Origin of the sequence: Natribacillus halophilus (genome assembly GCF_900100185.1) — a bacterium.
In the GTDB taxonomy this organism is placed as follows: domain Bacteria; phylum Bacillota; class Bacilli; order Bacillales; family Marinococcaceae; genus Natribacillus; species Natribacillus halophilus.
On the sequence record NZ_FNEN01000018.1, the window covers coordinates 1 to 25335 of the forward strand.

At 47.9% G+C, this 25335-nt stretch carries 30 protein-coding genes and 1 tRNA gene; 3 read left to right on the forward strand and 28 right to left on the reverse strand.

What is annotated here, in order from left to right; all coding sequences use genetic code 11:
• Positions 1–314: 314 nt before the first annotated feature.
• The 28 genes from lysS to BLS58_RS14555 form a co-directional block, all read right to left on the reverse strand.
• Complete coding sequence (lysS, locus tag BLS58_RS14425) at positions 315–1811, reverse strand: lysine--tRNA ligase (protein ID WP_090399502.1); 1497 nt, start codon at positions 1809–1811, stop codon at positions 315–317.
• 85 nt (positions 1812–1896) lie between these two features.
• The gene (gene dusB / locus BLS58_RS14430) at positions 1897–2889 is read right to left on the reverse strand and encodes a tRNA dihydrouridine synthase DusB (protein WP_090399547.1); all 993 of its coding nucleotides are present in this window, start codon (positions 2887–2889) and stop codon (positions 1897–1899) included.
• 23 nt (positions 2890–2912) lie between these two features.
• The gene (locus tag BLS58_RS14435) at positions 2913–3122 is read right to left on the reverse strand and encodes a helix-turn-helix domain-containing protein (protein WP_090399503.1); all 210 of its coding nucleotides are present in this window, start codon (positions 3120–3122) and stop codon (positions 2913–2915) included.
• On the reverse strand, positions 3074–3607 hold the full coding sequence (folK, locus tag BLS58_RS14440; RefSeq protein WP_245723191.1) for a 2-amino-4-hydroxy-6-hydroxymethyldihydropteridine diphosphokinase: 534 nt from the start codon (positions 3605–3607) through the stop codon (positions 3074–3076). The genes BLS58_RS14435 and folK overlap by 49 nt, the downstream gene beginning before the upstream one ends.
• Positions 3607–3966 carry a dihydroneopterin aldolase gene (gene folB, locus BLS58_RS14445; RefSeq protein ID WP_090399505.1) on the reverse strand — a complete coding sequence of 120 codons (360 nt, stop codon included), beginning with the start codon at positions 3964–3966 and terminating at the stop codon, positions 3607–3609. The genes folK and folB overlap by 1 nt, the downstream gene beginning before the upstream one ends.
• Positions 3959–4807 (reverse strand): dihydropteroate synthase, encoded by an 849-nt coding sequence (gene folP / locus BLS58_RS14450; RefSeq protein WP_090399506.1) that lies wholly within the window; start codon positions 4805–4807, stop codon positions 3959–3961. The genes folB and folP overlap by 8 nt, the downstream gene beginning before the upstream one ends.
• A gap of 43 nt (positions 4808–4850) precedes the next feature.
• Complete coding sequence (locus BLS58_RS14455) at positions 4851–5441, reverse strand: anthranilate synthase component II (RefSeq protein WP_090399507.1); 591 nt, start codon at positions 5439–5441, stop codon at positions 4851–4853.
• Positions 5442–5584: 143 nt separating this feature from the next.
• Positions 5585–6517, reverse strand: coding sequence for a cysteine synthase A (gene cysK, locus BLS58_RS14460; protein WP_090399508.1), 933 nt, complete (start codon positions 6515–6517; stop codon positions 5585–5587).
• Between the two features lie 75 nt (positions 6518–6592).
• A complete protein-coding gene (gene hslO, locus BLS58_RS14465) occupies positions 6593–7489 on the reverse strand; it encodes an Hsp33 family molecular chaperone HslO (protein ID WP_090399509.1) in 897 nt (298 codons plus the stop codon).
• 41 nt (positions 7490–7530) lie between these two features.
• Positions 7531–8292: a type III pantothenate kinase gene (locus tag BLS58_RS14470; RefSeq protein WP_090399510.1), complete on the reverse strand. Its 762-nt coding sequence runs from the start codon at positions 8290–8292 to the stop codon at positions 7531–7533.
• A gap of 232 nt (positions 8293–8524) precedes the next feature.
• Positions 8525–10588 (reverse strand): ATP-dependent zinc metalloprotease FtsH, encoded by a 2064-nt coding sequence (gene ftsH / locus BLS58_RS14475; protein WP_090399511.1) that lies wholly within the window; start codon positions 10586–10588, stop codon positions 8525–8527.
• A 66-nt stretch (positions 10589–10654) separates the two neighbouring features.
• The gene (gene hpt / locus BLS58_RS14480; protein ID WP_090399512.1) at positions 10655–11197 is read right to left on the reverse strand and encodes a hypoxanthine phosphoribosyltransferase; all 543 of its coding nucleotides are present in this window, start codon (positions 11195–11197) and stop codon (positions 10655–10657) included.
• A 36-nt stretch (positions 11198–11233) separates the two neighbouring features.
• The gene (gene tilS, locus BLS58_RS14485; RefSeq protein WP_090399513.1) at positions 11234–12610 is read right to left on the reverse strand and encodes a tRNA lysidine(34) synthetase TilS; all 1377 of its coding nucleotides are present in this window, start codon (positions 12608–12610) and stop codon (positions 11234–11236) included.
• Positions 12600–13034, reverse strand: coding sequence for a threonine/serine exporter family protein (locus BLS58_RS14490; protein ID WP_245723192.1), 435 nt, complete (start codon positions 13032–13034; stop codon positions 12600–12602). The genes tilS and BLS58_RS14490 overlap by 11 nt, the downstream gene beginning before the upstream one ends.
• 13 nt (positions 13035–13047) lie before the next feature.
• Positions 13048–13806, reverse strand: a complete 759-nt coding sequence (locus BLS58_RS14495) for a threonine/serine exporter family protein (protein WP_090399515.1) — start codon at positions 13804–13806, stop codon at positions 13048–13050.
• 511 nt (positions 13807–14317) lie between these two features.
• Entirely contained in the window at positions 14318–15319 is a 1002-nt protein-coding gene (locus BLS58_RS14500; protein ID WP_245723193.1) for a serine/threonine protein kinase, read from the reverse strand.
• Positions 15279–16019 (reverse strand): vWA domain-containing protein, encoded by a 741-nt coding sequence (locus BLS58_RS14505; RefSeq protein ID WP_090399516.1) that lies wholly within the window; start codon positions 16017–16019, stop codon positions 15279–15281. Before BLS58_RS14505 ends, BLS58_RS14500 begins: the two co-directional genes overlap by 41 nt.
• Positions 16020–16094: 75 nt before the next feature.
• Positions 16095–18590, reverse strand: coding sequence for a stage II sporulation protein E (spoIIE, locus tag BLS58_RS14510; RefSeq protein ID WP_090399517.1), 2496 nt, complete (start codon positions 18588–18590; stop codon positions 16095–16097).
• A gap of 286 nt (positions 18591–18876) precedes the next feature.
• Positions 18877–18953, reverse strand: a tRNA-Met gene (locus BLS58_RS14515).
• Between the two features lie 120 nt (positions 18954–19073).
• Positions 19074–19454, reverse strand: coding sequence for a S1 domain-containing RNA-binding protein (locus BLS58_RS14520; protein ID WP_090399518.1), 381 nt, complete (start codon positions 19452–19454; stop codon positions 19074–19076).
• A gap of 110 nt (positions 19455–19564) precedes the next feature.
• Positions 19565–19954, reverse strand: coding sequence for a septum formation initiator family protein (locus BLS58_RS14525; protein WP_176764775.1), 390 nt, complete (start codon positions 19952–19954; stop codon positions 19565–19567).
• Between the two features lie 5 nt (positions 19955–19959).
• The gene (yabQ, locus tag BLS58_RS14530; RefSeq protein WP_090399520.1) at positions 19960–20508 is read right to left on the reverse strand and encodes a spore cortex biosynthesis protein YabQ; all 549 of its coding nucleotides are present in this window, start codon (positions 20506–20508) and stop codon (positions 19960–19962) included.
• Positions 20505–20813 carry a sporulation protein YabP gene (yabP, locus tag BLS58_RS14535; protein ID WP_090399521.1) on the reverse strand — a complete coding sequence of 103 codons (309 nt, stop codon included), beginning with the start codon at positions 20811–20813 and terminating at the stop codon, positions 20505–20507. The genes yabQ and yabP overlap by 4 nt, the downstream gene beginning before the upstream one ends.
• A 96-nt stretch (positions 20814–20909) precedes the next feature.
• Entirely contained in the window at positions 20910–21173 is a 264-nt protein-coding gene (locus tag BLS58_RS14540; RefSeq protein WP_090399522.1) for an RNA-binding S4 domain-containing protein, read from the reverse strand.
• 12 nt (positions 21174–21185) lie between these two features.
• The gene (gene yabN / locus BLS58_RS14545) at positions 21186–22658 is read right to left on the reverse strand and encodes a bifunctional methyltransferase/pyrophosphohydrolase YabN (protein WP_090399549.1); all 1473 of its coding nucleotides are present in this window, start codon (positions 22656–22658) and stop codon (positions 21186–21188) included.
• A gap of 50 nt (positions 22659–22708) precedes the next feature.
• Positions 22709–23275 (reverse strand): cysteine hydrolase family protein, encoded by a 567-nt coding sequence (locus BLS58_RS14550; RefSeq protein WP_090399523.1) that lies wholly within the window; start codon positions 23273–23275, stop codon positions 22709–22711.
• A 15-nt stretch (positions 23276–23290) separates the two neighbouring features.
• A complete protein-coding gene (locus tag BLS58_RS17655; RefSeq protein ID WP_176764776.1) occupies positions 23291–23437 on the reverse strand; it encodes a hypothetical protein in 147 nt (48 codons plus the stop codon).
• Positions 23438–23460: 23 nt separating this feature from the next.
• Positions 23461–24066, reverse strand: coding sequence for a CadD family cadmium resistance transporter (locus BLS58_RS14555; RefSeq protein ID WP_090399524.1), 606 nt, complete (start codon positions 24064–24066; stop codon positions 23461–23463).
• A 45-nt stretch (positions 24067–24111) separates the two neighbouring features.
• Between BLS58_RS14555 and BLS58_RS14560 the strand changes: the two genes are divergently transcribed.
• The 3 genes from BLS58_RS14560 to BLS58_RS14570 all read left to right on the forward strand — a co-directional run bounded on the left by BLS58_RS14560 (position 24112) and on the right by BLS58_RS14570 (position 25291).
• Positions 24112–24576 carry a metallophosphoesterase gene (locus BLS58_RS14560; RefSeq protein WP_090399525.1) on the forward strand — a complete coding sequence of 155 codons (465 nt, stop codon included), beginning with the start codon at positions 24112–24114 and terminating at the stop codon, positions 24574–24576.
• Positions 24577–24696: 120 nt separating this feature from the next.
• The gene (locus BLS58_RS14565) at positions 24697–25032 is read left to right on the forward strand and encodes an AbrB/MazE/SpoVT family DNA-binding domain-containing protein (protein WP_090399526.1); all 336 of its coding nucleotides are present in this window, start codon (positions 24697–24699) and stop codon (positions 25030–25032) included.
• Positions 25016–25291, forward strand: coding sequence for a cytotoxin (locus BLS58_RS14570; protein WP_245723195.1), 276 nt, complete (start codon positions 25016–25018; stop codon positions 25289–25291). Before BLS58_RS14565 ends, BLS58_RS14570 begins: the two co-directional genes overlap by 17 nt.
• Positions 25292–25335: the final 44 nt, after the last annotated feature.

A 25335-nucleotide genomic window follows, 5' to 3' on the forward strand; every position in this document is an offset into this window, starting at 1 on the left:
AAAAGTTCCGCTTCGCACACGGGGGTGTGCGTTGCGCTGGCTTGATTCATTCTTCTTACGCTTGGCTTTCATTCAGTTTTCAAAGGGCAAATGATTGTCGCCCTCTTTGCGGCGACTCTTATAATGCTATCACTTACGAAATGCTTAGTCAACAACTTTTTTTTACGAATTTATCTTTTTGCCGCATCTCCGACCGGGAGGTTTTTGGCGGCCTCACCGGTCTTTTTTCTACGGCAAAAACGAGTGTACCATTAGAATTAATGGAGGACAAGTGTTATTTTTTTCATCTCACAAATGTGTTACACCCTCTGCCATTAATCCTTTCTTTTCATCTGCGGAAATAAAAGCACATCACGAATGGATGCTGCATTTGTCAGCAGCATGACAAGGCGATCAATGCCAATGCCCAGCCCGCCTGTCGGCGGCATGCCATATTCGAGTGATTCCAGGAAGTCTTCATCCATCATTTGCGCTTCATCATCTCCACGTTCGCGCGCTTTTACCTGCTCTTCAAACCTTCGGCGCTGATCCACAGGGTCGTTTAATTCTGTGAAGGCGTTCGCGTGTTCGCGTCCAACAATGAACAATTCAAAGCGGTCCGTAAAGCGGGGGTCGTCTGCATTCTGGCGTGCCAATGGTGAAATGGCGAGCGGATGACCATAGACGAATGTCGGTTGTACGAGTTTTTCTTCCACCAGCTGTTCAAAGAATTCGTTGACGATATGCCCAAACGTCATATGCTCGTCTACCTGCACGTGATGATCCTTCGCGAGCTGATGAGCTTCTTCATCGCTCAACTCTGCCCAGAAATTCACACCTGTTTCTTCCTTGATCAAATCTACGATATGAACGCGCGGCCACGACGGAGAAAGGTCAATCATCGTATCTCCGTACTGTACGCTCATTTCACCATGAATATCCCGGGCGATATGGGCGATCAGATTTTCCGTTAGGGTCATGATATCCTGAAAATCAGCGTAAGCCTCATATAATTCGATCATCGTAAACTCGGGGTTGTGTCGCGTCGACACACCTTCATTTCGAAAAACACGGCCGATTTCATACACCTTTTCAAGGCCACCGACGATCAATCGTTTCAAATGAAGCTCAATCGCGATTCGCATGTAAAGTTCCATATCCAACGCATTGTGATGGGTCACAAACGGGCGTGCGGACGCGCCTCCCGGTATCTGATGCATCATCGGGGTTTCAACTTCAAGAAAACCCTGATCATCCAGATAGCGGCGCATTGACTGTAAAATTCGGCCGCGTTTAATGAACGTCTCCTGAACATCGGGATTAACAATAAGATCGAGGTAACGCTGCCTGTAACGCTGCTCAATATCTTTCAATCCGTGATGTTTGTCCGGAAGGGGGCGCAACGATTTGGTCAATAGTTGAAAATCCTGAGCCTTAACGGAAAGTTCACCGACTTTTGTTTTGAAAGCAACACCTTTGACGGCGACGATATCGCCAATATCGGATGATTGAAATCGCTCGTACTGGTCTTCGCCAACCGTATCCTTGCGTACATATAATTGCACTTGGCCGCTAAGGTCCTGCACGTGGGCAAACCCGGCTTTTCCCTTCCCTCTCTTGGTCATCACACGCCCGGCGACAGCCACCGTTTCGGAGCCTTCGCGTTCCTCCAATTCTTCTTTACTGTAATCGGCAAACGTTTCATGCATCATTTCGGCCGTATGGGTACGGTCAAAGCGAACACCAAAAGGATTATAGCCTTCTTCCTGTAACTGTTGCAATTTTTCAAGACGCGCAAGCATTTGATCATTTTGCTGATTCTCCTGCGTCATATCATCATCTCCCCCTTCTCGATCATCAAAAAACTGCCAGCCTAAGCACTGGCAGCACATTTATGTTTCCCGTCGTCTACATCATTTATGATGTGACAGCAGCCGCCCCCTCCAGCTCTTCTGCAAATTGATACATCACATCTGCTACATCGTCTCTATGATTAAGTTCGTTAATCTTGCCTCGAACTTTTCCGCCCCCGCGCAAACCTTTTAAATACCAGCCAGCATGTTTTCTCATTTCATGAACCGCGATTTTCTCGCCTTTGAGATCGATCAAGCGGTCCATATGGAGCATGCAGACATCCACTTTTTCCTTAGGGGTTGGTTCAGGAGGCAAGGAACCATCCTCCAAATATTTGACGGTACGGTACAACATCCAGGGGTTGCCGAGAGCGGCACGCCCGATCATAACTCCGTCAACACCGGTCGTATCCAGCAGTTGCCTGGCATCCTGAGGCGTATTTACGTCCCCGTTTCCGATAACGGGAATATTCACCGCCTCTTTAACTTGCCGAAGAAGATCCCAATCGGACAATCCTTCATACATTTGATAACGGGTACGGCCGTGCACAGACACAGCCTCGCCACCCGCAGCTTCTACAGCATGCGCATTCTCAAGGACATAAATATGATCCTCATCCCAACCGGTCCTCATCTTTACGGTCACCGGCTTTTGGACATTGCGAACGACTGCATTCACCATATCATAAATTTTATCAGGATCGAGGAGCCAGTGCGCGCCGGCATCACATTTTGTCACTTTCGGTACCGGACAGCCCATGTTTATGTCGATAATATCAGCATTCGTTTGCTCATCGACCACATGAGTAGCTGCGACGATCGAGTCTTTGCTGCCTCCGAAAATTTGTAGGCTGAGCGGCTTTTCTCTTTCATCGACATAGAGCATTTGCATTGATCTTTCATTTTCATGCAAAATGGCCTTGTCACTGATCATTTCCGCGCACACGAGACCGGAGCCAAATTCCTTGGCGATTAAACGAAAAGCCGGGTTACATACACCGGCCATCGGCGCTAAAACCACTTGGTTTTTCATTTTAATATTTCCGATTTGCAACATGACATTCACCGCACTTTTTCCTCTTAATGATCTTCTCCCAACAACTCTTCCACCGAAATATCCAAAAGCGAGGATGCCCGTTTAATAAAATCATCTTCTGCCGACCTTGTCCCACGCTCGATTTCTCCGACGACGGACACGGACATATGCATTTGCTCAGCAAAACCTTGCTGCGTGTATCCTTTCAACTTTCGAAAAGCCCGAATTCTTCCGCCTGCCCTTGTCGTCTCCATAGAAGGACTCCTTTTTTTAGTCGTTCCGGCATTGCATCCATGATTTGCTTCAGCGATCGCCCGGTGGTTGGCATCTTTACATTGGGGGCGATTTCCGACATGGGAGCGAGTACAAAAGCACGTTCGTGCATACGCGGGTGCGGGATGCACAACGCATTCTTCTCAATATTTTCTTCGTTAAATAACAGAATGTCAAGATCTATCGTCCTTGAACTATACCGCTCATTATTTCGCACCCGATCCAATTGCTGTTCTATTCCTTGCAGTTTTGCCAACAAACCCTCGGCATGCTCATCCGTTTCCAAAGCGATGGCCATATTGAGAAAATAAGCATCTGTGTCAAACCCTACCGGTTCCGTTTCGTAGATAGACGAAACCGAAGTGATCCGCATCGTTGGCACTCGATTGATTTCTTCCAGTGCTTTTCGTAAGTAGTGGGTGCGGTCTCCAATGTTTGCCCCGAGGGCGACGTAAGCCACGTTCATCATCGACTCCTCACGATTTCAATCGCAACGTGATCATAATGGCCGTGAATCGGGGGGTCAGGTTTAATCACTTTTATCGTCGCCCGTTCGACACTATTGAACGCCGTGAGCATTTCATCTGCGACTCTTTCCGCAACGGATTCCACCAATTGATATGTCTTTCCTTCAACGACGCGCTTGGTCGCTTCGTAAACCGCTCCGTAGTCGATACTTTTGTCAATGTCATCGTCGGCAGCCGCTTCTTTTAAATCAGCTTCCAAAACAATGTCCACGGTAAAACGCTGACCCAACCTGTTTTCTTCCGGAAAAACACCATGATACGCGTAAAACATCATACCGGTAATGAATATCTTATCCAAACGACATCCCAACCTTCCCTTTCCCAAGCATGGCATCCATCATCTGCACGGTACGCGCCATTTCCTTAACGTCATGGACTCGTACGATATGACAACCACGCTCAATGCCCAGACTTACCGTTGCACCTGTGCCCTCTACACGATCATGAGCCGGGAGGTCGAGGGTCTTGGCAATCAACGATTTCCTGGAAGTTCCCAACAAAACCGGGTAACCAAGCTCGACAATTTCATTTAAGCGCCGCATCACTTCCAGGTTGTCTTCGTGTGATTTTCCGAACCCAATCCCCGGGTCGACGATAATGTTGGAACGTTTCACACCTGCACGTACACAAAGATCGATGCTCTCCAAAAGATCAGCTATAATCTCGGACATTAAATCTTCATAAAGGGGCTGCTGCCGGTTATGCGTAACGATGATCGGGGCCTGCGTTTTTGCAGCTACAGCGGCCATCTCCGCATCATATTTGCCCCCCCAAATATCGTTGATTATATCAGCTCCGGCAGCTATCGCCTGACGAGCTGTTTCTGCCTTATACGTATCGATCGATACCGGCACATGAACGGCTTCAGATACAGCTTCAATCACCGGCAAAACCCGGGAAAGTTCATCCTGTAAAGGAACTGGTTTATGTCCGGGACGGGTCGATTCTCCCCCGATATCAATCATATCAGCACCTTCGGCTACCATTTCCTTTGCCCTTTCGACCGCCTTATCGATGCTGTCATAAGAGCCCCCATCTGAAAAAGAATCAGGGGTCGTATTTAGAACGCCCATGACCATTGTTTTTTTTTCGAAATCCAATGTCCATGTGTCTCCGGAAAGCATAAGCTTATTATCCATCGTCTACTTCCTTTCTCCACCTGCTGCTATATATAAAAATCCATTAAACGCCTAGCGTCTCGGGCGTACTATAGCTCACTAACCACTGTTCAAGCATGCGCTTGCCGTCTGTGGTCATGATTGATTCAGGATGAAACTGAACCCCTTCCGTCGGATGATTTCGATGGCGAAAACCCATAAGTTCTCCTTCTTCCGTCCATGATGTAACCTTCAGGCATTCCGGCAACGAATCACGCTCCACCGTTAAAGAGTGATACCTCATAATCTCGGTCCTCTGCGGAATACCTTTATACAATGTCTGACTATCATGAAGTAAACGCGACGTCTTTCCGTGCATAAGGCGGGAAGCCTGTGTGACTTTGCCGCCAAACACTTGCCCGATCGCCTGATGCCCCAAACACACACCGAGAACAGGAATCCGTCCGCTAAAATATTCAATCGCTGCAAGCGTGACGCCCGCTTGATCAGGATCACACGGACCCGGAGATATGACTAACCGTTCGGGTTTCAGTTCGGCCATCTCCCCTACCGACATTTCGTCGTTACGCCTAACGAGACATTCTTCACCCAGCTCACCCAAATATTGAACAAGGTTGTACGTAAACGAATCGTAATTATCAATCACTAATAACATCTCTGCTCCTCCTCAGCTCAACTCTCCTTGTACTTCCCTATAGTCTACCATCGAAAAAAAAGGCAATCAATGAGCACTCACAAAAACAAAAAACCGGAGACAACAAGCATAGAACTTGTTGTCCCCGGCAACGAGCGAATCATTTATTTCTCGTCGTCAAATTGATACAGCGGCGTACTTAAATAGCGTTCACCATTGGATGGGATAACGGCGACGACTTTCTTGCCTTTCCCTTGTTTCTTCGCTTCTTCCAAAGCAACATAGAGAGCTGCACCGGAAGAAATACCGCCGAGAATCCCTTCTTCACGGGCTGCGCGGCGAGCATATTCAAAGGCTTGTTCGGTGGTCGCTGTCGCTACTTCATCGTAAACGTCCGTGTCCAGAATGCCGGGAACAAATCCGGCACCGATACCCTGGATTTTATGCGGCCCTTTCTCGCCACCGGACAACACTGGTGCATCCGCCGGTTCAACAGCAATGTTCTTGAGATTCGGGAAATGCTCCTTTAACAGTCGACCCGCGCCGGTAATCGTGCCACCGGTACCGATTCCGGATACAAATGCATCGATTTGCCCATCCACTTGCTCGAGCAATTCCCGGCCTGTCGTTTCGCGGTGGATATCCACATTGGCTTGATTTTCGAACTGTTCCGGAACAAAGTAGCCCTTTTCTTCTGCCAATTCATTGGTTTTACGGATCGCGCCACCCATGCCTTCTGCTCCGGGCGTAAGTTCGAGCTCTGCCCCGTATGCTTTCAACAAGTTGCGGCGTTCCTGACTCATCGTATCCGGCATGACCTGCAGTGAACGGTAGCCTTTGGCAGCTGCAACCATCGCGAGTCCTATACCTGTATTCCCGCTGGTCGCTTCTATAATCGTATCGCCGGGTTTTAACTTGCCTTCCTTTTCAGCCCGTTCAATCATCGCCAAGGCAATCCGGTCCTTAACAGAGCTGCCCGGGTTATAAAATTCAAGTTTCAAATATACATCGGCGTCATTTTCTCCCGGAAGACGATTTAACTTCACAAGCGGCGTATCTCCAATTAAATCAGTGATCGAATTGACAACTTTACTCATACATGTCCCTCCCAATTAAATTCCAAGTATATTTATTGGTATTATAGTCAATCTTACCGAAACCGTGCACATTTGTCAACGCGAATGTTCTTCCTGGTTCAACGCTTCTGTCTTTAACTGCAGCAAATCATCGGCGCTGAAGTGATATTGGGCATGGCAAAAATGACATTCCGTTTCTGCGCCCTGATCTTCCGTAATCATCGCTTGAATTTCTTCGCTACCCAGCCCAACAATCGCTCGCCCTATCCGCTCCTTGGAACACGGACAGCGAAATTGCACAGGCATTTGTTCCAAAAATTGGTACTCCCCGCCTGTGATCGTTTCCATAATACTTTCGGGTGTATGCCTTCGTTCAATTAATTTCGAGATCGGCGGGGAAGCTTCGATGTGCTTTTCTATCAGATCGATGGTTTCCTCCGTTGCCCCCGGCAGAACCTGTAGGATAAACCCGCCTGCGGCAAGTATGGAATGGTCTGTGTCAACGAGGACGCCCAGGCCGACAGAAGAAGGCACTTGTTCCGATGTAGCGAAGTAATGGGTGAAATCTTCTCCCAGTTCTCCGGAAACAAGCGGAGAATGGCTCGTAAATTGCTCTTTCATCCCGAGATCCCTGGCCACGGCAATATGGCCGTCAGTGCCAACCGCTCGGGCCACATCAAGTTTACCAGCTCGATTTAACTCAAAATGAACGTGGGGATTATGCACATAGCCCCTTGTCTCGCCCTGGGCATTACTGTCTGCGATCATGTACCCAAGCGGACCATCCCCTTCCACTTTCACCGTCAACTTGTCGTCGCCGCTCATCATGGCCCCCATCATTGTTCCGGCGGTCATCGTCCGACCTAATGCTGCCGCTGCTGTCGGGTAGGCTTGATGACGACGAACAGCTTCATTAACCATTTCGGTCGTTCTGGTCACGTAAACTCGCGCTTGCTGCTGAAAAGCAGTGGCTTTTATAAGATAATCCTGCAAATGGAAGTCGCTCCTTTAGCAATCGAAATACTTTATAGGTCTTAATTTTTGTCATATATTAACTTCAAACCTTTGAGTGTCAAGAAAGGGTCAACGGTATCTATAGACGTAGCTTCCCGGCCGATTAACTGCGACAACCCACCTGTGGCGATCACGGTTGGTTCTTTGTTTGCTTCCGCCTTCATCCGACCGACGATCCCCTCCACCTGACCGACGTAACCATAAAAGACGCCGGACTGCATGGCGTGGATCGTATTCTTGCCTACCACCGACTGCGGAGCTGTAATTTCGATATGGGGAAGTTTCGATGCATGAGCATATAACGCATCTGTCGAAATGGAAATCCCGGGGGCAATCGCTCCCCCCACATAGTTGGCTTTCTCATCGATAAAACAAAATGTCGTAGCTGTTCCGAAATCAACGATGACGAGCGGCGTCCCATATTCTTCAATAGCCGCGACAGCATTCACGATACGGTCGGCTCCTACATCACGCGGGTTGTCATAAAGGATATTTAAGCCTGTTTTGACCCCAGGTCCTACGATCATCGGGCTTTGCCCAAAATATTTTTGGGCCATTTGTTCGAAGGCGAACATTAAGGATGGCGCAACTGAAGATATAATCACACCCTCGATCTCTTCCAGTGCCATCCGCTCATTTCCTAGTAGCGTGTGCATAAGGACACCATACTCATCTTCTGTTCGCTCCTGCACCGTCGATAGTCTCCAATGGTTCACCAGGCGCTGATTATCGTATACCCCAAATACAATTTGCGTATTCCCGACGTCTATAACAAGAATCATCGGACCAACCCTTTCTGCTTCACTGTTAGTAGAAAGAAAACTTGACTTATCGCACAACTTTTGTATCTGTAAAGAAAACTTGGCTTATCGCCAAGCATGGCGAAAGCCTTAGTTGCACTTATGCAAGATAAGAAAGTTTATACTTTCTTAACTGCCAAAAAAGAGATGCCCTGTGGACGGGCATCCCTCGTTCTTCGCCACCAAGAGGCTGGTGAAATTCCCGCGTAAACAGTTATGACTTGCGGTCGTCGTCATTATTCTGTTCATCTTCGCGCTCACGCTCTGCTGTTTCAGCCTCTTCACTGGTTTCGGTCGTTTCACTCGTATCCTCGCCGCTATCTTCGGATTGTGAACCGATATTGACTTTCACGTTCTCATCGTCCACGGGATCGGCATCTCCTGAATTCTGAAGCGCCTCTTCCTGCGTTTGGTTCGAATGGTGGCCTTCAGGCAATTTCCCGTCTTCAATGAGTGAGTAGATTTGATCAGCGTCCAATGTTTCGAGCTCCAACAGGTGCTCGGCCACAAGTTCTAGTCTATCTTTATTCTCGGTTAAGATCTGGCGGCAACGCTCGTAACTTTCCATAATAATTCTTTGTACTTCTTTATCAATCTCATGCGCGATCGCATCGGAATAGTTGGGCTCATTTTGAATATCGCGACCGAGAAACACTTGACCTCCTCCGGAAGATCCGAATTGCAACGGCCCCAATTTCTCGCTCATGCCATACTCCATCACCATTTTACGCGCAATGGCAGTGGCCCGCTGGAAGTCATTGTGGGCTCCGGTGCTCGCTTCCCCGAAGATGATATCTTCGGATACGCGCCCACCCAGTAAGCCGACAATTTTATCAAGCAGCTCCGGTTTCGTCATAAAGTAGCGATCTTCCTTCGGAAGCATCATGGCATATCCGCCCGCTTGCCCACGGGGAACGATGGTTACTTTATGCACGGCATCCGCGTTTTCCAACTTGACACCCACGACAGTGTGACCGGCTTCGTGAAAGGCGACAATGTTCTTTTCTTTATCGGAAATGACTCTTGTTTTCTTGGCAGGTCCGGCAATCACGCGATCGATCGCCTCCTCAACGTGCACCATTTTAATCTTGACACTGTTCGCTCTCGCGGCGACCAACGCAGCTTCATTGAGAAGATTTTCCAAGTCGGCACCTGAAAATCCAGGTGTTCGCTGTGCAATCATGTCAAGCTGTACATCTTCGTCCATCGGCTTTTCACGAACGTGGACTTTGAGTACGTCTTCACGTCCCTTTACATCCGGCAAACCGACGGTAATCTGACGGTCGAAACGGCCGGGACGCAAAAGCGCGGGGTCGAGCACATCGGAACGGTTGGTCGCGGCAATGATAATAATCCCTTCATTACCTTCAAACCCATCCATTTCTACGAGCAACTGGTTCAACGTTTGTTCACGTTCATCGTGACCGCCGCCGACACCGGCGCCACGTTGGCGGCCCACAGCGTCCAGTTCATCGATAAAAATGATACAGGGTGCATTGTTTTTGGCGTTGTTAAACAGATCCCGTACCCTTGACGCACCGACACCGACGAACATTTCCACGAAATCGGAGCCGCTGATCGAGAAGAAAGGCACGCCTGCTTCACCGGCGACCGCGCGACCGAGTAACGTTTTACCCGTCCCCGGCGGTCCTACGAGGAGAACCCCTTTCGGTATTCGCGCTCCGATGTTGGCGAACTTGCGCGGATCCTTGAGGAAGTCCACGATCTCGACGAGTTCCTGTTTTTCCTCTTCGGCACCGGCCACATCTTTAAAGCGGGCTTTTTTCTTGTCCGATTCCTGCTGCATTTTCGCTTTGCTCTTGCCGAAGTTCATCATTTTGTTTCCTCCGCCTTGCATCTGACTGAGCAAGAAGAAGAAAAGGATAAATATAATGATGAACGGCACCACTGCGACGAGGAACGTCATCCAGCCGCCCGTTTCTTCGGCAGGTTCCGTATTGATCGTCGTCAACGACTCATTCGTTTCGATCGCATCCAGTAACATGTTTGTAATTTCGGCATTACGCAGAATGTACGCCGTGAATTCATTCGCTTCGTCTTCGTCTCCGCCATTAACCAATTCACCCTCCACGAGGTAAACTTCCATTTCGGGCTGAACGGTCATCGAGGCAATCTCGTCTTGTTCAAGTGCTTGCAGAAATTCATCCGTATTCATCATCTCATCTTCAACCGGATCATCTGTAAACAGTTGAACAATCCCGATAAGTATGAGAAGAATTAATAACCAAAAAAAAGTGTATCTCACTGTTCGGCTCATTCCTGACCTCCTCCCGCAGGTAACACAACAAAGGTAATCTTATCACATTTGCTCTTTCAGTCCAATTCAAGAATCTCGATAAATGTCCGGCTTCAGGATACCGATATAGGGGAGGTTGCGGTATCGTTCAGCGTAGTCGAGGCCATAACCCACCACAAATTCGTCCGGCACTGTGAAACCGGCGATATCTGGAACAATATCAGCTTTTCGCCCTTCCGGTTTATCCAACAATGTCACAATCTTCACGGAGTTCGCTTTCCGATGATGAAATAGGCTGACGAGATAACTCAATGTTAAACCGCTATCTATAATATCTTCAATAATGATGATATCTCTGCCTTCTACAGAGGAATCGAGGTCTTTGACAATTTTAACTTCCCCGGAAGACGTCATTTGGTTCCCGTAGCTGGAAACGTCCATGAAGTCAATTTCAAGATGGGCATTAATGGAACGAGTCAAATCAGCCATAAAAGGCATCGCCCCTTTTAATACTCCGATGACAAGGGGGAAACGATGCTGGTATTCACGGGTGATTCGCTCCCCGATTTCCTCTTTTTTTACTTTTATTTCATCGGCACTGATCAAAACTTTTTCAATGTCTTCCTTCATTCTCCCTGGACACCCTCGTTTTCGTATCTTATTATGTCAAACGCCCTTAAAAGTTATCAGCAGGTACTCGCCGTCCCGGGCATGACGGCCCGCATCTTCATTTTTTTTAAGCAAGGGAACCCATAATACGGTACCTTTCGCGTCTGTCACGACCGGCCAGCGACTACGCTCCGGGCGTGGCACCTTGGCATCGATCATGACCTGTTTCAGTTTCTGCGTGCCGCCGAGACCAAGGGGGCGGATGACGTCCCCGGGTAGACGTGTCCGCACCAGTAATGGCAACGAAAGCGTTGCTAACGGGCAACAATAAGTGGCTTCATCATGAGGAACACGCTCTTTGACGTGTTTAAAGCAAAGACTTCCCATTTCGGAATCCACTTTTGCCGGGAATTCATACAGCGCCTTCGGCCATTCATCCCGTTCAGTTCCCTTCGCCCCCTTATGATTCGCAAGATGTAGCTGTCCATAATTGCGACGCGCGTACACCCCTTCGGGGAACGACCGCTCTGCTGATGGATATCGGCTCGCCATTAAAGCCAAACATTCATCGATATGTACACGGGAAAACTGCGTATGCTTTTGCTCGTACAGATAATTCAATAGTAAGTGAATCGCTCGCCGTTGTAAAGGAATAGGGTATTGACGGAATGGCGTGATTTCCAGTTTGTACCCATCCGGTTGTTTCTCCGTCGTCTCGGAGATGATTTTTTCCGCCTGTTCATGTAAATAGATCGCGTCATCTCTCACATCTTCTGCAAATGTTTGAAAATGGGCGTGTACTTCCCTGTTTTCACGTTTCAATGTTGGCAACAGATGATTTCGCACGCGGTTTCTCGTATAGTCGTCTTTCTCATTGCTCGTATCTTCCCGCCATGGCACGCTGTACGCCCGAGCATACGCGATAAGCTCCGCTTTGGTTAGCGCCAGCAACGGCCGCACAAGCTTTCCCAGCCCAAAGGGGCGATGAGCGGCGATGCCGATTTGTCCTCCATAATAGTTTATGCCACGCATTTGCTGCATCAGGATCGTCTCCACCTGATCATCTCCGTGATGAGCCGTCGCCAGTCTGTCCACGTTTTCAGATGCCATGATTTCGGAAAAAAATTCATACCGCATCTCCCGACTCACGCGCTGAATCGAACGGCTTGACGGCAAATCCAGTTTTTTGTAAAAAAAAGGGATGTCGTTCTCCCGGCAAAACTGTTCGACAAGCTTTTCATCTGCAAATGCATCGACACGAAGGCCGTGATTACAATGGACAGCCATGACGGTCACGCCATAAACATGCCTGTTCGAGTGAAGATAATGGAGCAGAGCCATCGAATCGACGCCACCGGAAACGGCGACGAGCACTGCAGTTCCGGGAGGGAACATCTCGTGGCGAGAAGCAAATGTCTCGATTTTATGTTTCATATTTTTGATCGACTCCCCTGCCAATGGAAAATATCGAAAGAGCGAACACGACACCGCCCGCGATGGCACCGGCGTGCAAAAGTGTCCCCGACCCTTGCGACAACCCTTCTATGTAATTTTCCTCGACAAATGCCAACATCGTTTCATATGCTTTTCCGCCGGGGACGAGCGGAATAATGCCAGGGATTATGAACGTTGTTACGGGAACATTATGGCGCTGCGATAACCAGTAACTGACGAGTGAAGCAGCAAAAGCGGCGACCGCCGTCGCGGCGATGAAGGAAACATCGATTCTTTGAAACGCACTGTATATCGTCCAGGCAAGGACGCCGATCAATCCGATCCGCCATAATAGGCGATAGGGCGTGTTAAAAATAATCGCGAACGCCACCGTTGCCATAAAACAAATCAAGATTTCCCACATCATGCCACCTCCCTCACGGCAAAAACAATGATACAGCGGTGGCCACGCCGGCTGCGATCGATAACGAGGTCAGGGCTGCTTCAGCCCCGCGTGCGAGTCCCGAGATTAAATCCCCATTCATTAAATCCCGCGCCGAATTCGTCAACGGAATCCCGGGGACAAGCGGAATCAATGTACCGATAATCACTTGATCCACATTCGTACCATAGCCGCTATGCACTAAAGTTAAGGCAGTGACCCCCCCGAAAAATGCGGCGAGATACTCCGAGAAAAATTTCGCGTGCAAATAATGCTGGAATAGAACGAGAGATAACGCAGAGATGAGCCCTCCTACCGCAGCCGGGATCATATCGAACATCGAACTACCCACTAAATATGAAAATGTCCCTCCCCCAACGCCGGAGGCAATGTAAATGAGCCAGAGCGGATAATTCATACGGGCAGCCGAAATTTTAAGCAGTTCCTGATGAGCCTCACCCACATCGAGATGCCCAAACGCGAAATCGCGGGAAAGCTGATTCACTTCCGTCACTTTATTTAAATCCTGGAAACGATCGACAATCCGGATCATCTGCATTAGATTATCGCCATCTTCATGAGCGCCTGTTAAAAAAACACCTGTCGTCGTCACGAAGCTATGAACGTTTCTCATGCCACCCGCGATAGCCATACGGTTCATGATCTCTTCCGCCCGGTACGTCTCCGCCCCGTAAGTAACCATGAGCTTTCCGGCGAACAGACATAAATCGATCAAGCGTTCATTTTGTGCCATCACTGCTGTCCCCTAACCTTAATCGATCACACCCCTCTGTCAAGGTAAAGTCAAAGTAAAACGATTTTTAAGGGAAATAAAAATCGCCTTTCTAAGACGAGCCCGAGGGAGATCACATCGCCCTCTCGGATTGGTTCGATCTCCGCGAGGGATGATAACGTGATTCTTGGTCCCTCTCGGAGTGAGATACCCTGCCTTTGGGGTATAACAACGCGCTTCTGGTCCCTCTCGGAGTGAGATGCCTTGCTTTTGGGGTATAACAACGCGCTTCTGGTCCCTCTCGGAGTGAGATGCCCTGCTTTTGGGGTATAACAACGCGCTTCTGCTCCCTCTCGGAGTGAGATGCCCTGCTTTTGGGGTATAACACCGCGCTTCTGGTCCCTCTCGGAGTGAGATACCCTGCCTTTGGGGTATAACAACGCGATTCAAGTGTCATAAAGATCGGAGCGATCTCCGTTCCCTCGGATATCCGCGAATATATTTGGACTTTGACGGACCCGTGACCCCTCTGTTAAATGACTTGTCCTACCCAGTATAAAGCAGATGCGAGCAATAGAAAAGAAATGACTAAAACGACGTCGACGGAGCTGAACCCCTGTCTGCGCCCGCCCCCTTTTTGTTTTTTTCTTTTCTTTTTTTGGTGGTTTGCAGATTTTTGCTGCGCTTGGGAAGAGGGGTCCTTACTTAAAGGTTTTGCTTCTTTGGAAATAATATGCATCAGCGCTTGCCGCATTTTTTCGGCATCTGCAAATTGACCGAATAACGCCTTTTTCAGCCATTGTTGATAAGGAGAAAGCACGCGCGAACCTTCAATATGAGCGATGAGTGTTTCCTTGCCGTCACGCCCTTTTTCAAATCTTTTTTTGTAAGTCATGTTCAGCAATATCATGGCAGCGGCAAATAAATCGTAGGTGGGCTCGGCTTTCCGGTCCCCCAAACCCCAATAACCACGATCAAAAAATTCCGTATATTCTTTCACAGAACGGCCCAGGACTGTTGTTCCACCAACATCGAGCCACCGCACTCGATAAGGAGGGCCGCCGACGACGATGAGATTGTCCGGTTTTAAATCCCCAAATACCCAACCGGCCCGATGCAAGCGGTCTAAATCCCCCAACAGCTGCACGATGAGAACGGGCCCCCATTCTTTCCCGTGCCGGTCTATATGGTTAAAGAGTGTCTCCCCCTGTAAATATTCCATGACATAAAACGGATACTTCCGTCCGTTAATATAGACATCATCGGCATCGATGAAAGAAGGCCCAAGTATGTGACCTTGGACCTTGGCAAAATGCTTTAAAACGTTCACCTCAGAGGTGATGGACATACTGTTGTTACCGACTTTAAGCGCGACCTCACCCTCTCTGGCCTCGGCCAAATAAACGACCCCTGTCGCTCCCCGTCCCAGTATGCCACGAATATGATAAGGCTTACGATACCATTTCCCGAGTAACCTCGTCCCGTTTGGAAGGTCAGGAGCCTCGTTCTTCAAGGTATGGTTCTTCTTTTCCACGAGAGATCAAGCTCCTTTTTCTCAACTTCCCGAACTGTTGGAGTGTCGCTTTTAATGCTGGTCCGGTCGGTGTCACTCCGCCTGTTGTGATCTTTTGAAAAATGCCGCTCAGCTGTTCCATGCCACTCGTCCATTCGCGAAGGACGTCCACATCCTTCTTCTTTCCCGGGAAGGCAAGTACCATAAATCGATTACTTCCGCCCCGGGAAGACATGCTGATCGATAGATCGATTAACGCGTCTTGTACCGTCGGTAATTTGGTACGCATGCTTGCGCTCGTATCAACGAGAATCGCCACTTCCAGATTAACCGTCTCCCCAATCTCGTCAACGACTTCCATAACCTCTCCGCGCTTTTCCGGAGGCAGTTCATCCCACTCTTGCTCTTTACCTAAAATTTGTGACAGTTCTTGATTGACCACTCCCTGGAGGGTTTGTGTCATCGCTTGTGTCGTCACCATTTGCACGGTTTGGGCGAGCTGTTTCTTGTAAACGATCTGCTGGATTCCGCCACCGGCCAACGCAATATTTTCAATTTCTGTCTGCGCCTGTTCATTCATCGCGCTTTCTTCAAGCACCCCGATGACATTCACCGCTATCTGCTGCTCGTTGGCCAGTGCAGCAATCGCGGAAGGATCCCCTCCTTCATTGGAACATCCGTCTGTGATGAGTAAAATCTGCCTTAATGTTCCCGTATTCATCGACATAGCCTCCCCTTCCTGAGTCATGATTGATTTACATCCATCATTGACCATTACGGGAGGCATTATACCTCACTATGCATCTTTCGCGAACGGTTGTGCCCACCTCCCCATCGGAATCGTTGCCCATTTCGGCGTGTTACGACGAACCTTTGTCACAACAACGGTCATATCATCGCTAATAGAGCCGTTACTCATTCGAATGACTTCCTCAAGCAAAAGATCAGCCATGAGTTGCGAATCCTCCGGTTCAATATCTCGAATTAAACGCTTCATCCAACGTTCCTTATTTTCAATAAACCGGGCGCTATCGAATAAACCATCACTCATCATTACAAGGACATCCTCATCCTGAAGGCGTTCCCTCTTGATATCAAAATTGGCCTCTGAAACGATTCCCATCGGTAAATTTCCCGCTTCCACCGTAAACACGCGATCTCCCCGTTTCACAAAGCTTGGCATGGAGCCGATTTTGAGGAAATTGGCATCTGCGGTCTGTAAATCGATCATCGTCAAGTCAAGCGTGGAAAACATTTCATCATCGGCGCGCAGGGATAAGACTGAATTCATGGACTGGATGGCGACCCGTTCATCAATGCCGGACTTCAATATATTTTGCAGCAACTCTAACGTTTCTTGACTCTCTCGATGGGCACGGCGGCCATTTCCCATCCCGTCACTAATCGCCACCGCATACTTTCCAAACCCGAGCTGCATCGCGGCATGATTATCTCCCGAAAGCCATGCCCCCCCTCTTGCCACGGTTGCCGAACCTGTATCGATCGTGTATGTTTTGGCGGAAGCGAACGTCACCTGATTCTCGGCGTTCAAATCATCGTTGTGTATCGCCTCCACGATAATATGGTCGGATAGAATGCCGGATAGCATCGGGGCGATTAACTTCTCAGCTTCCTCATGATCCATCCCCTTTCCGAGCACAATGTCAATGTGCACATCCCTCGGTGAGAGGTTATAAATATCCACACGTCCAATATTAAGACCGGCATCGAAAAGGGCCGTATAAATTTGTTCCTCCTGGTAATGATGGGCTTCTTTTTCTTTTTGGATTTCTTTGGCGAACTCGCCCATGACTTCGGACACCCCCTGAAGCTGATCGGCCACAAGGTTACGGCTCTCTTCGAGCTGCCGTGCGTACAATTGCCGCATTTCGTGGGGCTCCCATTGTTCTTTCATCGTGCGCACAATTCGATCCGGGTAAATACAATGGCGTTTCAAGCGTTCGTAGGTCGTCGGTTCAACCCTCTCCGTTTGTTCAATATCATTCATAATGGTATGCATCACATCATAGGTTGTATCAAAGCGGTCCACCCAGCACCTTTCCTTGCGAAAACATTTCTGGCAAGTGTCTGAGGTGATATCTGCCAAAAAACGATCTTCCTCTTCGTCCGTAGTTTGAACATGCTTGTTACGCTGGTCCGGCGGCGAAAAACTGGCCGATAACGTTTGAAACAGATCCGAAAATTTCTCCACTCGCGCTGCCGTAACATCGCGAATTTTACGAAGATACCGTTGTTGTTCACTGGAATACTCCATCGTGCCGGGAATATATTTAGCCATATAATCCGTTAGCGCTTTCGGAGTGAGCAGGAAAAGACCGACAGCAACCGCGGACTCCATCACTGTAATCGTTGCATTGTTCATGCCGCTTCCGTATAACGCGATTAACGCCGTCCCCACCAAGAGCCCAGTACTTACCCCGAGTTTTTTTCCTTCTTTCAATAACCCCCCGAGTAATCCGGCAAACGCGAGCAAACTCATGTAGTACAAATTCGCCACGGCCGCTAAACTGAGCACAAGTCCCGTGACCACCCCGACCGTCGCCCCGATCGCCGCGCCGCCAACAAGTGCAAACAACAGTACAAGATAACGGGCAAGCACATGCTCAGCGCCCAGTCCATAGATCACCCAACCGATCGCTCCGGTCATGACAGACGCCAATAAAATGATAAAACAGATAATCTCTTCATTTTTTAACGACCGCTGTTTTTTACGTACGTCCAATAACGGCAGGCTTTGGATAAAAATCATCGTCAACATTAAAGCCAGCGCTGCTTCAATGCCTGCCATAAGCCAATGATACTGGGTCATCGCCGCTTCGCCGACGCCCGTCACCATAACCCTCGATGCCAGGGAGGCAAGGAAAACAGCCGCGGGTAATGTCCATCTCCGGTTGTAACCTATGTACTGAGCCACTCTATAAAACAGGAGAAATAACAACAGCCCCGCGAGCACATACGGAATATTAAAGGTTAGCCCCCATAAAGTTCCTGCGATCACAGCTACAGCGGCCAATGCCGCCTTTTCCTTTTTCCAGGCAAACACCGCCGCGAAAAAAGGAATCGCAAATGGATAGAGATCCGATAAAATCGCGGCTCGTCCCAACATGACCCCGACGAGGAACAATAGCAATCCCCATTTTAGAAACACTACCGCCGTCCCTTTTTGGATACTGTGCGCGCCTTTCTTCCAGAGATCTTTCCCGCGAGCCATCCAATCAGAGGGTTTAAACACTTTCCCAAGCTGATTCTGCATCGATTCTTTTTGCAACATGTGCGCCACCACCGTTTTTTAATTTTCTTAGTGATGGAGTATAAACGGTTAAAGGCGCAACGTTTGTCAGAATACGGTTGTGATCAAAAAAATCGTTCGACGGCTTTCACAGGAAAGGAAAAAGGTGATTCTTCCAACACATTCCATGGAAGGCAGGAAAATATTTTTGGGATTTTGGCCATCAGGGAGAAAGAAATGTATCGATTAAGCGTGGAATGCCCGGTTTTCCGACAGTAAGGTGAAAAAAAAGAGGCCGTTGGCCTCTATTGTTGTTGATTCATTTAATTGGTAGCGGCGGAGGGAATCGAACCCCCGACCTTACGGGTATGAACCGTACGCTCTAGCCAGCTGAGCTACACCGCCTTCTAAGAACACAGGCTAAATTATAACGAGTGTCTTTAGTGAAGTCAATGGAGTAATGCAAAAAAGAGAAGCATCCGCCTCTCTTTTTTGCTTTCTATCATACAGTTGAAACAGTGTAAGTTATCGTCTCGATCCACCGCCCCTTTTACTTTCGGATTGCTTTCGCAGGGTTGCCAGGTTCTCTTCACTATCTTTAAGAAAACGGTTCATCTTATCTTCGAAAGATTGCTTTGATTCCCGTTTCCCGCCTCCTTGCCTACGCTTTCGATCCTGTGCCTTGCGGATCGATAGACCGATTTTCCCGTCATCCCCTACTTTGAGCACTTTTACCGTGACGTCGTCCCCAACCTTTATAAATTCATTGATATCCTTTACATATTGGTCGGCGACTTCACTGATATGCACTAGCCCCGTTTGCCCCTCCGGTAAATCAACAAATGCTCCAAAGTGGGTAACGCCGGTGACCTTACCCTGATACTTACTGCCTGTTTCAATCGACATTGTACGAAATGCTCCTCCTTAATTTTTTTCACTCCGGGGACTCTGGATCCCCAAGGTATCTTTAGCATACATGATGTTTATCTTATGAGCAAAAAAATGAACCGTGACAGCTATTCTTCTTCATCCGGCAGCTTAAACAGCGTTTCATCCGGCCTGGACATATAAAAGTCTTTGCGGGCAATTTCGGTAATGTACTCTTCATCATTATAGTTCACGATTTCTTGTTCGAGATGCTCTTCATTCTCTTCAAGCGCTTCCAGCTCCGCTTGTAATTCGGCTTTTTCCGCTTCATTCGCTTCGATCATGCCATGTTGTGAAATGAGACCTATACTTGAGAAAATAACAACGACACCGGCTGCCAAGCCAATGACGGTTAACCTCCGCCTTAACCCGCGTTTCCGTCGTTGTTCACGCATAGCCAATCGTTGTTGTTCCTGTTCTTTCATCTTGTGCCTATTCAACTGTGTAACCTTACGGTTTGGGGGAATACCGGACGCCATTAGTCTTATCTCCTCCTGTAAAACCAGTTTCTCAGGCGGCTCCACCATCTTTTCACAAACGATACAGCGCGGGGACCACCCACCCCCAAATACAGCGGACGCCCTAACAAATAAGCGACTTGATAGAGCACCCATCGTATGCTTTGATAGATGATCATGAGCACTTGCCTCGTTCCTTTATATAACCATACCACAGGAGTCCATAAGAACAAATAGAAGATTCTCAAAATCATCGCATAAATAGTATTGACAACCTTGATCACAACTTCCAGCACTCGTAAAAACAACGGACGCACCGTCTGCCAATACGTGAAAAAACCTAGAATGATCGACAGGAAAATATAGAAGCGCAAATCGCCATCATTCATTTGAAATAAAACGACAAAAACGAGAATGGCCTGTACGATCCAAAAGCAAAGATCACCGAAGGCTTGGCGCCATTTGGATCTGGCTGCCTGCGGCAAACAGCGATGATAGACATCGAGCTGGGCCGCGATAGCAGCGCCGGCAATCATCATGGCGAAAAACGTTTGAAACTGAACGTCTAGTGTCACTTGAATAACTTCCCGATAAAGCCTTTTGGTTTCCCGTGCCCGTGTTCATCCACATAGATGAGATCATCAACTTTCCCTTCGATCGAGGCCAGGCCATTTTCCACGTTCAGGTTTTTCATATACAATTCTTTGCCTCGCACCGCCAAATATCCCATAACGGTTTCGAGCAAAATTTCCCGGCTGTCAAAACTTTCGACTTCCTTGACTCCGCTGATCTCCAAGATCTTCCGCCCTTTTAAAACGATATCATGGTCAGGTGCAGACCCTTCGCTTTTGTATCGTTGCTGCGGCCCAAAGTCGTTCATGATAATCCCCCCAGGAATGACATTCATTACCGCCAGCTTATGCATACAAGGGGAAAAAAAGAACAAGCTTCGTCCAATGTCGGCGGTCGGATCGGATCACTCCTCCTCCGCTTTCGCTTCCTCAAGCGTTGTGTACAGGTTCGTCGCTTCTCCTTTCTGTGCCGCGTTGTCAAGACGTTCCACACGAACCTTGACGGTTTTGCGCCCGTACTGAATCGTAACTTCATCCCCGGGGCTCACCTCGGTCCCGGCTTTCGCCACTTGTCCGTTCACTTGCAGACGGCCCGCGCCTGCCACTTCTTTGGCGATCGTGCGCCTTTTAATAAGACGAGAGACTTTCAGAAATTTATCAATACGCATATTCGTCATCCCTTACATTTCTTTGTTTTTGGCTTGCTCCCAATAGCGGTCCATTTCCGGCAGATCGCTTTCTTCCGGTGTTTTCCCGACTGCTTTCAACTGCTCTTCCACATATTGAAAACGCCGAATGAATTTGCGGTTCGTCATCAGCAATGCTTCCTCCGGCTGAATCTTATACGTTCGCGCAAGGTTTACGAGAATAAAGAAAACATCGCCGAGTTCTTTTTTTGCATCTTCGGCGTGGTTCTCTGCCAGGGCTTCCTTGAACTCCGTGATTTCTTCTTCGAGTTTCTCCCACATCGGTGCTTTTTCATCCCATTGGAATCCTAACTTCGCCGTTTTCTTCTGAATCTCATAAGCGTTCATGAGCGCGGGCATGTTGCGCGGGATATCAACAAGGATGGACCCCGGGGCGCGGCTTTGTTTCTCGCTTGCTTTTATTTTATCCCAACGCACTTCTACATCTTCGGCGCGATCACCTTCAATTTTTTCCTTAAAAACATGCGGATGGCGACGAATCATCTTCTCGGTTAAAGCGGCGATGACGTCTTCGATCGCGAAATAGCCTTCGTCTTCGCCGATTTGGGCGTGCAGGAGAACTTGCAGGAGGACGTCACCGAGTTCTTCGACGAGATGATCGTCGTCTTCTTCGTCAATCGCTTCCAGAACCTCATACGTTTCTTCCAGTAAAAACCGCTTTAATGTAAAATGGGTCTGCTTCCGGTCCCACGGGCAACCGTCAGGGCTCCGCAATATGCGAATCACCTCTCGAAGACGGGTGAACGTATGCCGCAAATAGTTTTCATCCGGCACCGGCGGCACGTAAAGGACGGTGAGATTGCTGACATCCATTTCACGATCGAGCTCAAAAAGCGGAAGCGTCCTCACATCCTCGTCAGGGGTTCCCGCCGCTTTGACGAGTGTAACCGCGTAATCATCCGGAAAATGCGCCATCAACGTCAATTTCACTTCGGAGGCGATATAGCTGTCATACAGTTGTGAGACAAGCAGGTGCTGTTTTAAGGTGATATCCTCCGCCGTAAGCGCAGTCGCATCAAGGAGCTGAAAGCCATCATTCGGATCGATGCGAAGCGCTGTAAACACGGGATCGAGAAAGCTTCCTCCTCCGACGACGGTTACGCTTACCCGCCCTTTTGCTTCCGCGGCCAGCAGAAGCTGCACGGTTTCTTCAGCGACGAGCGGATGCCCGGGCACGGCATAACGTACGCCGTCACGGGACACCTCGGCCGCGCCGATCACCGCTTCTGCGATATGCTCATATACCGGTTGAAAGGAATCATACCTCTCGTAGATGGCATCGAAGGATTCGAACACGACCCCTTCAGTCTGTAATTCTGCAATAACAGGGTGCTGAGCCGTGCGAGCATACACTATCTGCCCGCCTTGCAAGCGTCGATATGTGGCCACTGGCAATTGCCCAAGATCACCCGCGCCTAAGCCAATAATCTCCACGGTCGGTTTCATATTGTCCTTCAAGGTATTTTTCGCTCCTTTTACGTTGCCACTCTCTAAATTTATCTCATCGCAAGCCTGATTTGATCGGATGTCGTTGTGTCCACGCCCAGCACGTCTGCCAATAAGGTCAGGGCGCGCTCGTTGGATTCTTTATAATTGGAAGCCGTGCAATCTTTCGGCACCCGGATGTCGTAGCCGCGCATATAAGCATCGTTCGCCGTAAAATGAATGCATTTATCACCCGCTACACCCGTGAGAATGAGATTTTTCACCTCTAAATGCCCAAGAAGCAAGGATAGCTGCGTTTTGAAAAAACCGGAAAACTGAGGCTTCAAAATAAAATAATCGTCCTCTTCCGGCAAAACGGTTTCTGACATTTCCTTTCCCCTGGAATCAGCGCTTGTACAAAATTTCACGATATCCCCGAAATCACTCTTCCATTTTCCATAATTGTCGTTAACATAAATAACGGGGATGCCTAATTCTTTCGCGTAAGATTTTAATTCTTTCGTTTTCAGAGCAGCCTCAACCCCTTGCGGCTCCAGCAATTCCCCTTCCGGAAAATCCAGATTATTGATAAAATCGATAAGCAATAAAGCTGTCCCTGATTTTTGTTTCTCCAGCATGGATGGCTTGCCTCCCTAGAAGAATATTCCCAACAACACGAGCGCTCCAATCACTAATACAGCAAGCGCCAATAACCTGAATAAACAGCCTACGCCCCGCTTGATTAACGGGAATAAAAAGATGAGCATGACAATGATAATAATAATCGTAAGCGGATCCAATATACATCCCTCCCGGATCCATTTTAAAACAGTACCTCAAAGACTCCGTTTTCCAACATAATATAAATTCCGAGGCCGATGAACACGATGGGAACCAACCCCTGTTCATATTTCTCTACCTTCTCTGCAATATACTTAATAGAGGCGAGTTGGTAACTGATATAACACAGAACCCCTACCATGATCAAAAAGACGATAATGACCACGGGGATTTCGTTTACATTAAGCGTCGTAAAATAAGGAACATAAATGGCAAAATCATCTGCACTTGACGCTAATACAATAAAAGTGATCGTCAAGAATAAATGATTAAACCTCCCGGATGATAAAAGCGACAAGATGTCACTTTCCTCCGTCTCTTCTCCCCCTTTAAGCCACACTCTTATTCCTAAATATATGGGCAAAAGCCCAAGTAAACCGACGACCCATTGCTGAGGAATAAAGATCGTCCCGAGCGCTGCCAAAAGGCTCACCACGAAGATGATGGCCGTGCCTAAATACTGACCGATAACAATATATTTCAGCTGACCTTTTTTGCTCGTTTGCGAAAAAAGGATGATCAAGATAACGAGGTAATCGATCGCTGTAGCTACATACGCAATAATGGCAGTTAAAATCGTTATGGCCATGCAGACAACTCCACTTTAATATAGCGAGCTATATATTTTTCTTCAATGACAGCTTACTCCACCTTAAGCATAGTTTTCAAACAGCGCAACCCGTCAAATGAAACAGAAAAAGACATTTTGCCAATTTTTTCTTCCAATGCAGGTATCTATATACATGATGGCGATGATTTAATGATCTTAGGTGACTTGATCGACAGAGGCCCGCAAAGCAGGCAATGTGTTAACTTTGCGTTGAGCTTGATCAGTATATACCCTGATCAAGTGACGTACTTAATAGGCAATCACGAAAAGATGTTTTTAGACTTCGTTAACACAACAGACGTCAAAACACCAGCCGGTTACAACGATTTGCAGATTAAAGGCGAGAAATGGTACAAGAACGGCGGTGACGAGACGGTCCATGATTTCTTGGGGTATGTGCAACAATCTCTCGTGCAAACATCAACCGTCAGGATTTGCCAAGCGTCTATTCAGAAAACACAATCATTACTGATTATAGGTTATACGTAAAAAACCGGTCGCCTATCTCGGCGATCGGTTATTTTGTAGAGAAAAAACGTGAATTATGATAAAATGAAATCAGAAAATCAAATTGTCGTATAATCATACATGAGAAGGAAAGCATATCATATGGCACAAGCAAAAAAACGAGGTGTTTCTATGCAACGTGAATCCATTCGTTTTAAAAGACGCTCCCAAGTCACTATCCCTAAAGAATTTGTTGATGCTTTAAATTTACATGAAGGGGATCGACTGGAATGCCGTTTAGAAAATGGAAGGATCGTTATTGTCCCAACCGTTGAAATTCCAAAAGATCAAGCATGGTTTTGGACGGAAGAATGGCAGGAAGAAGAAAGAGAAGCCGAGGAAGATATAAAAGCAGGTCGTGTGAAAACATTTGATAATGTCGATGATTTAATTGCAGATTTGGAAAGCGATGAGACATCCGATGGCGATGAACGTTGAGCGAACCAGTCGGTTCAAAAAATCTTATAAAAAGCTGGATCAACAATCGCAAAAAGCGATAAATAAAGCATTGGTAATGATGACCGAAGATTTCTCTCACCCTTCACTAAGAATGAAAAAAATGAAAGGTTACCATAATCCCAATATATGGGGAATCAGCGCCAACATGGACGTTCGCATTACCTTTCATTTTGAAAACACAGAAATGATTGTATTAAGAAACTGCGGTCATCATGATCGCACCTTAAATAACCCCTAACAACCTACAAAAGCGATCAAGCGACTACGGTTGCAGAGGGTTAA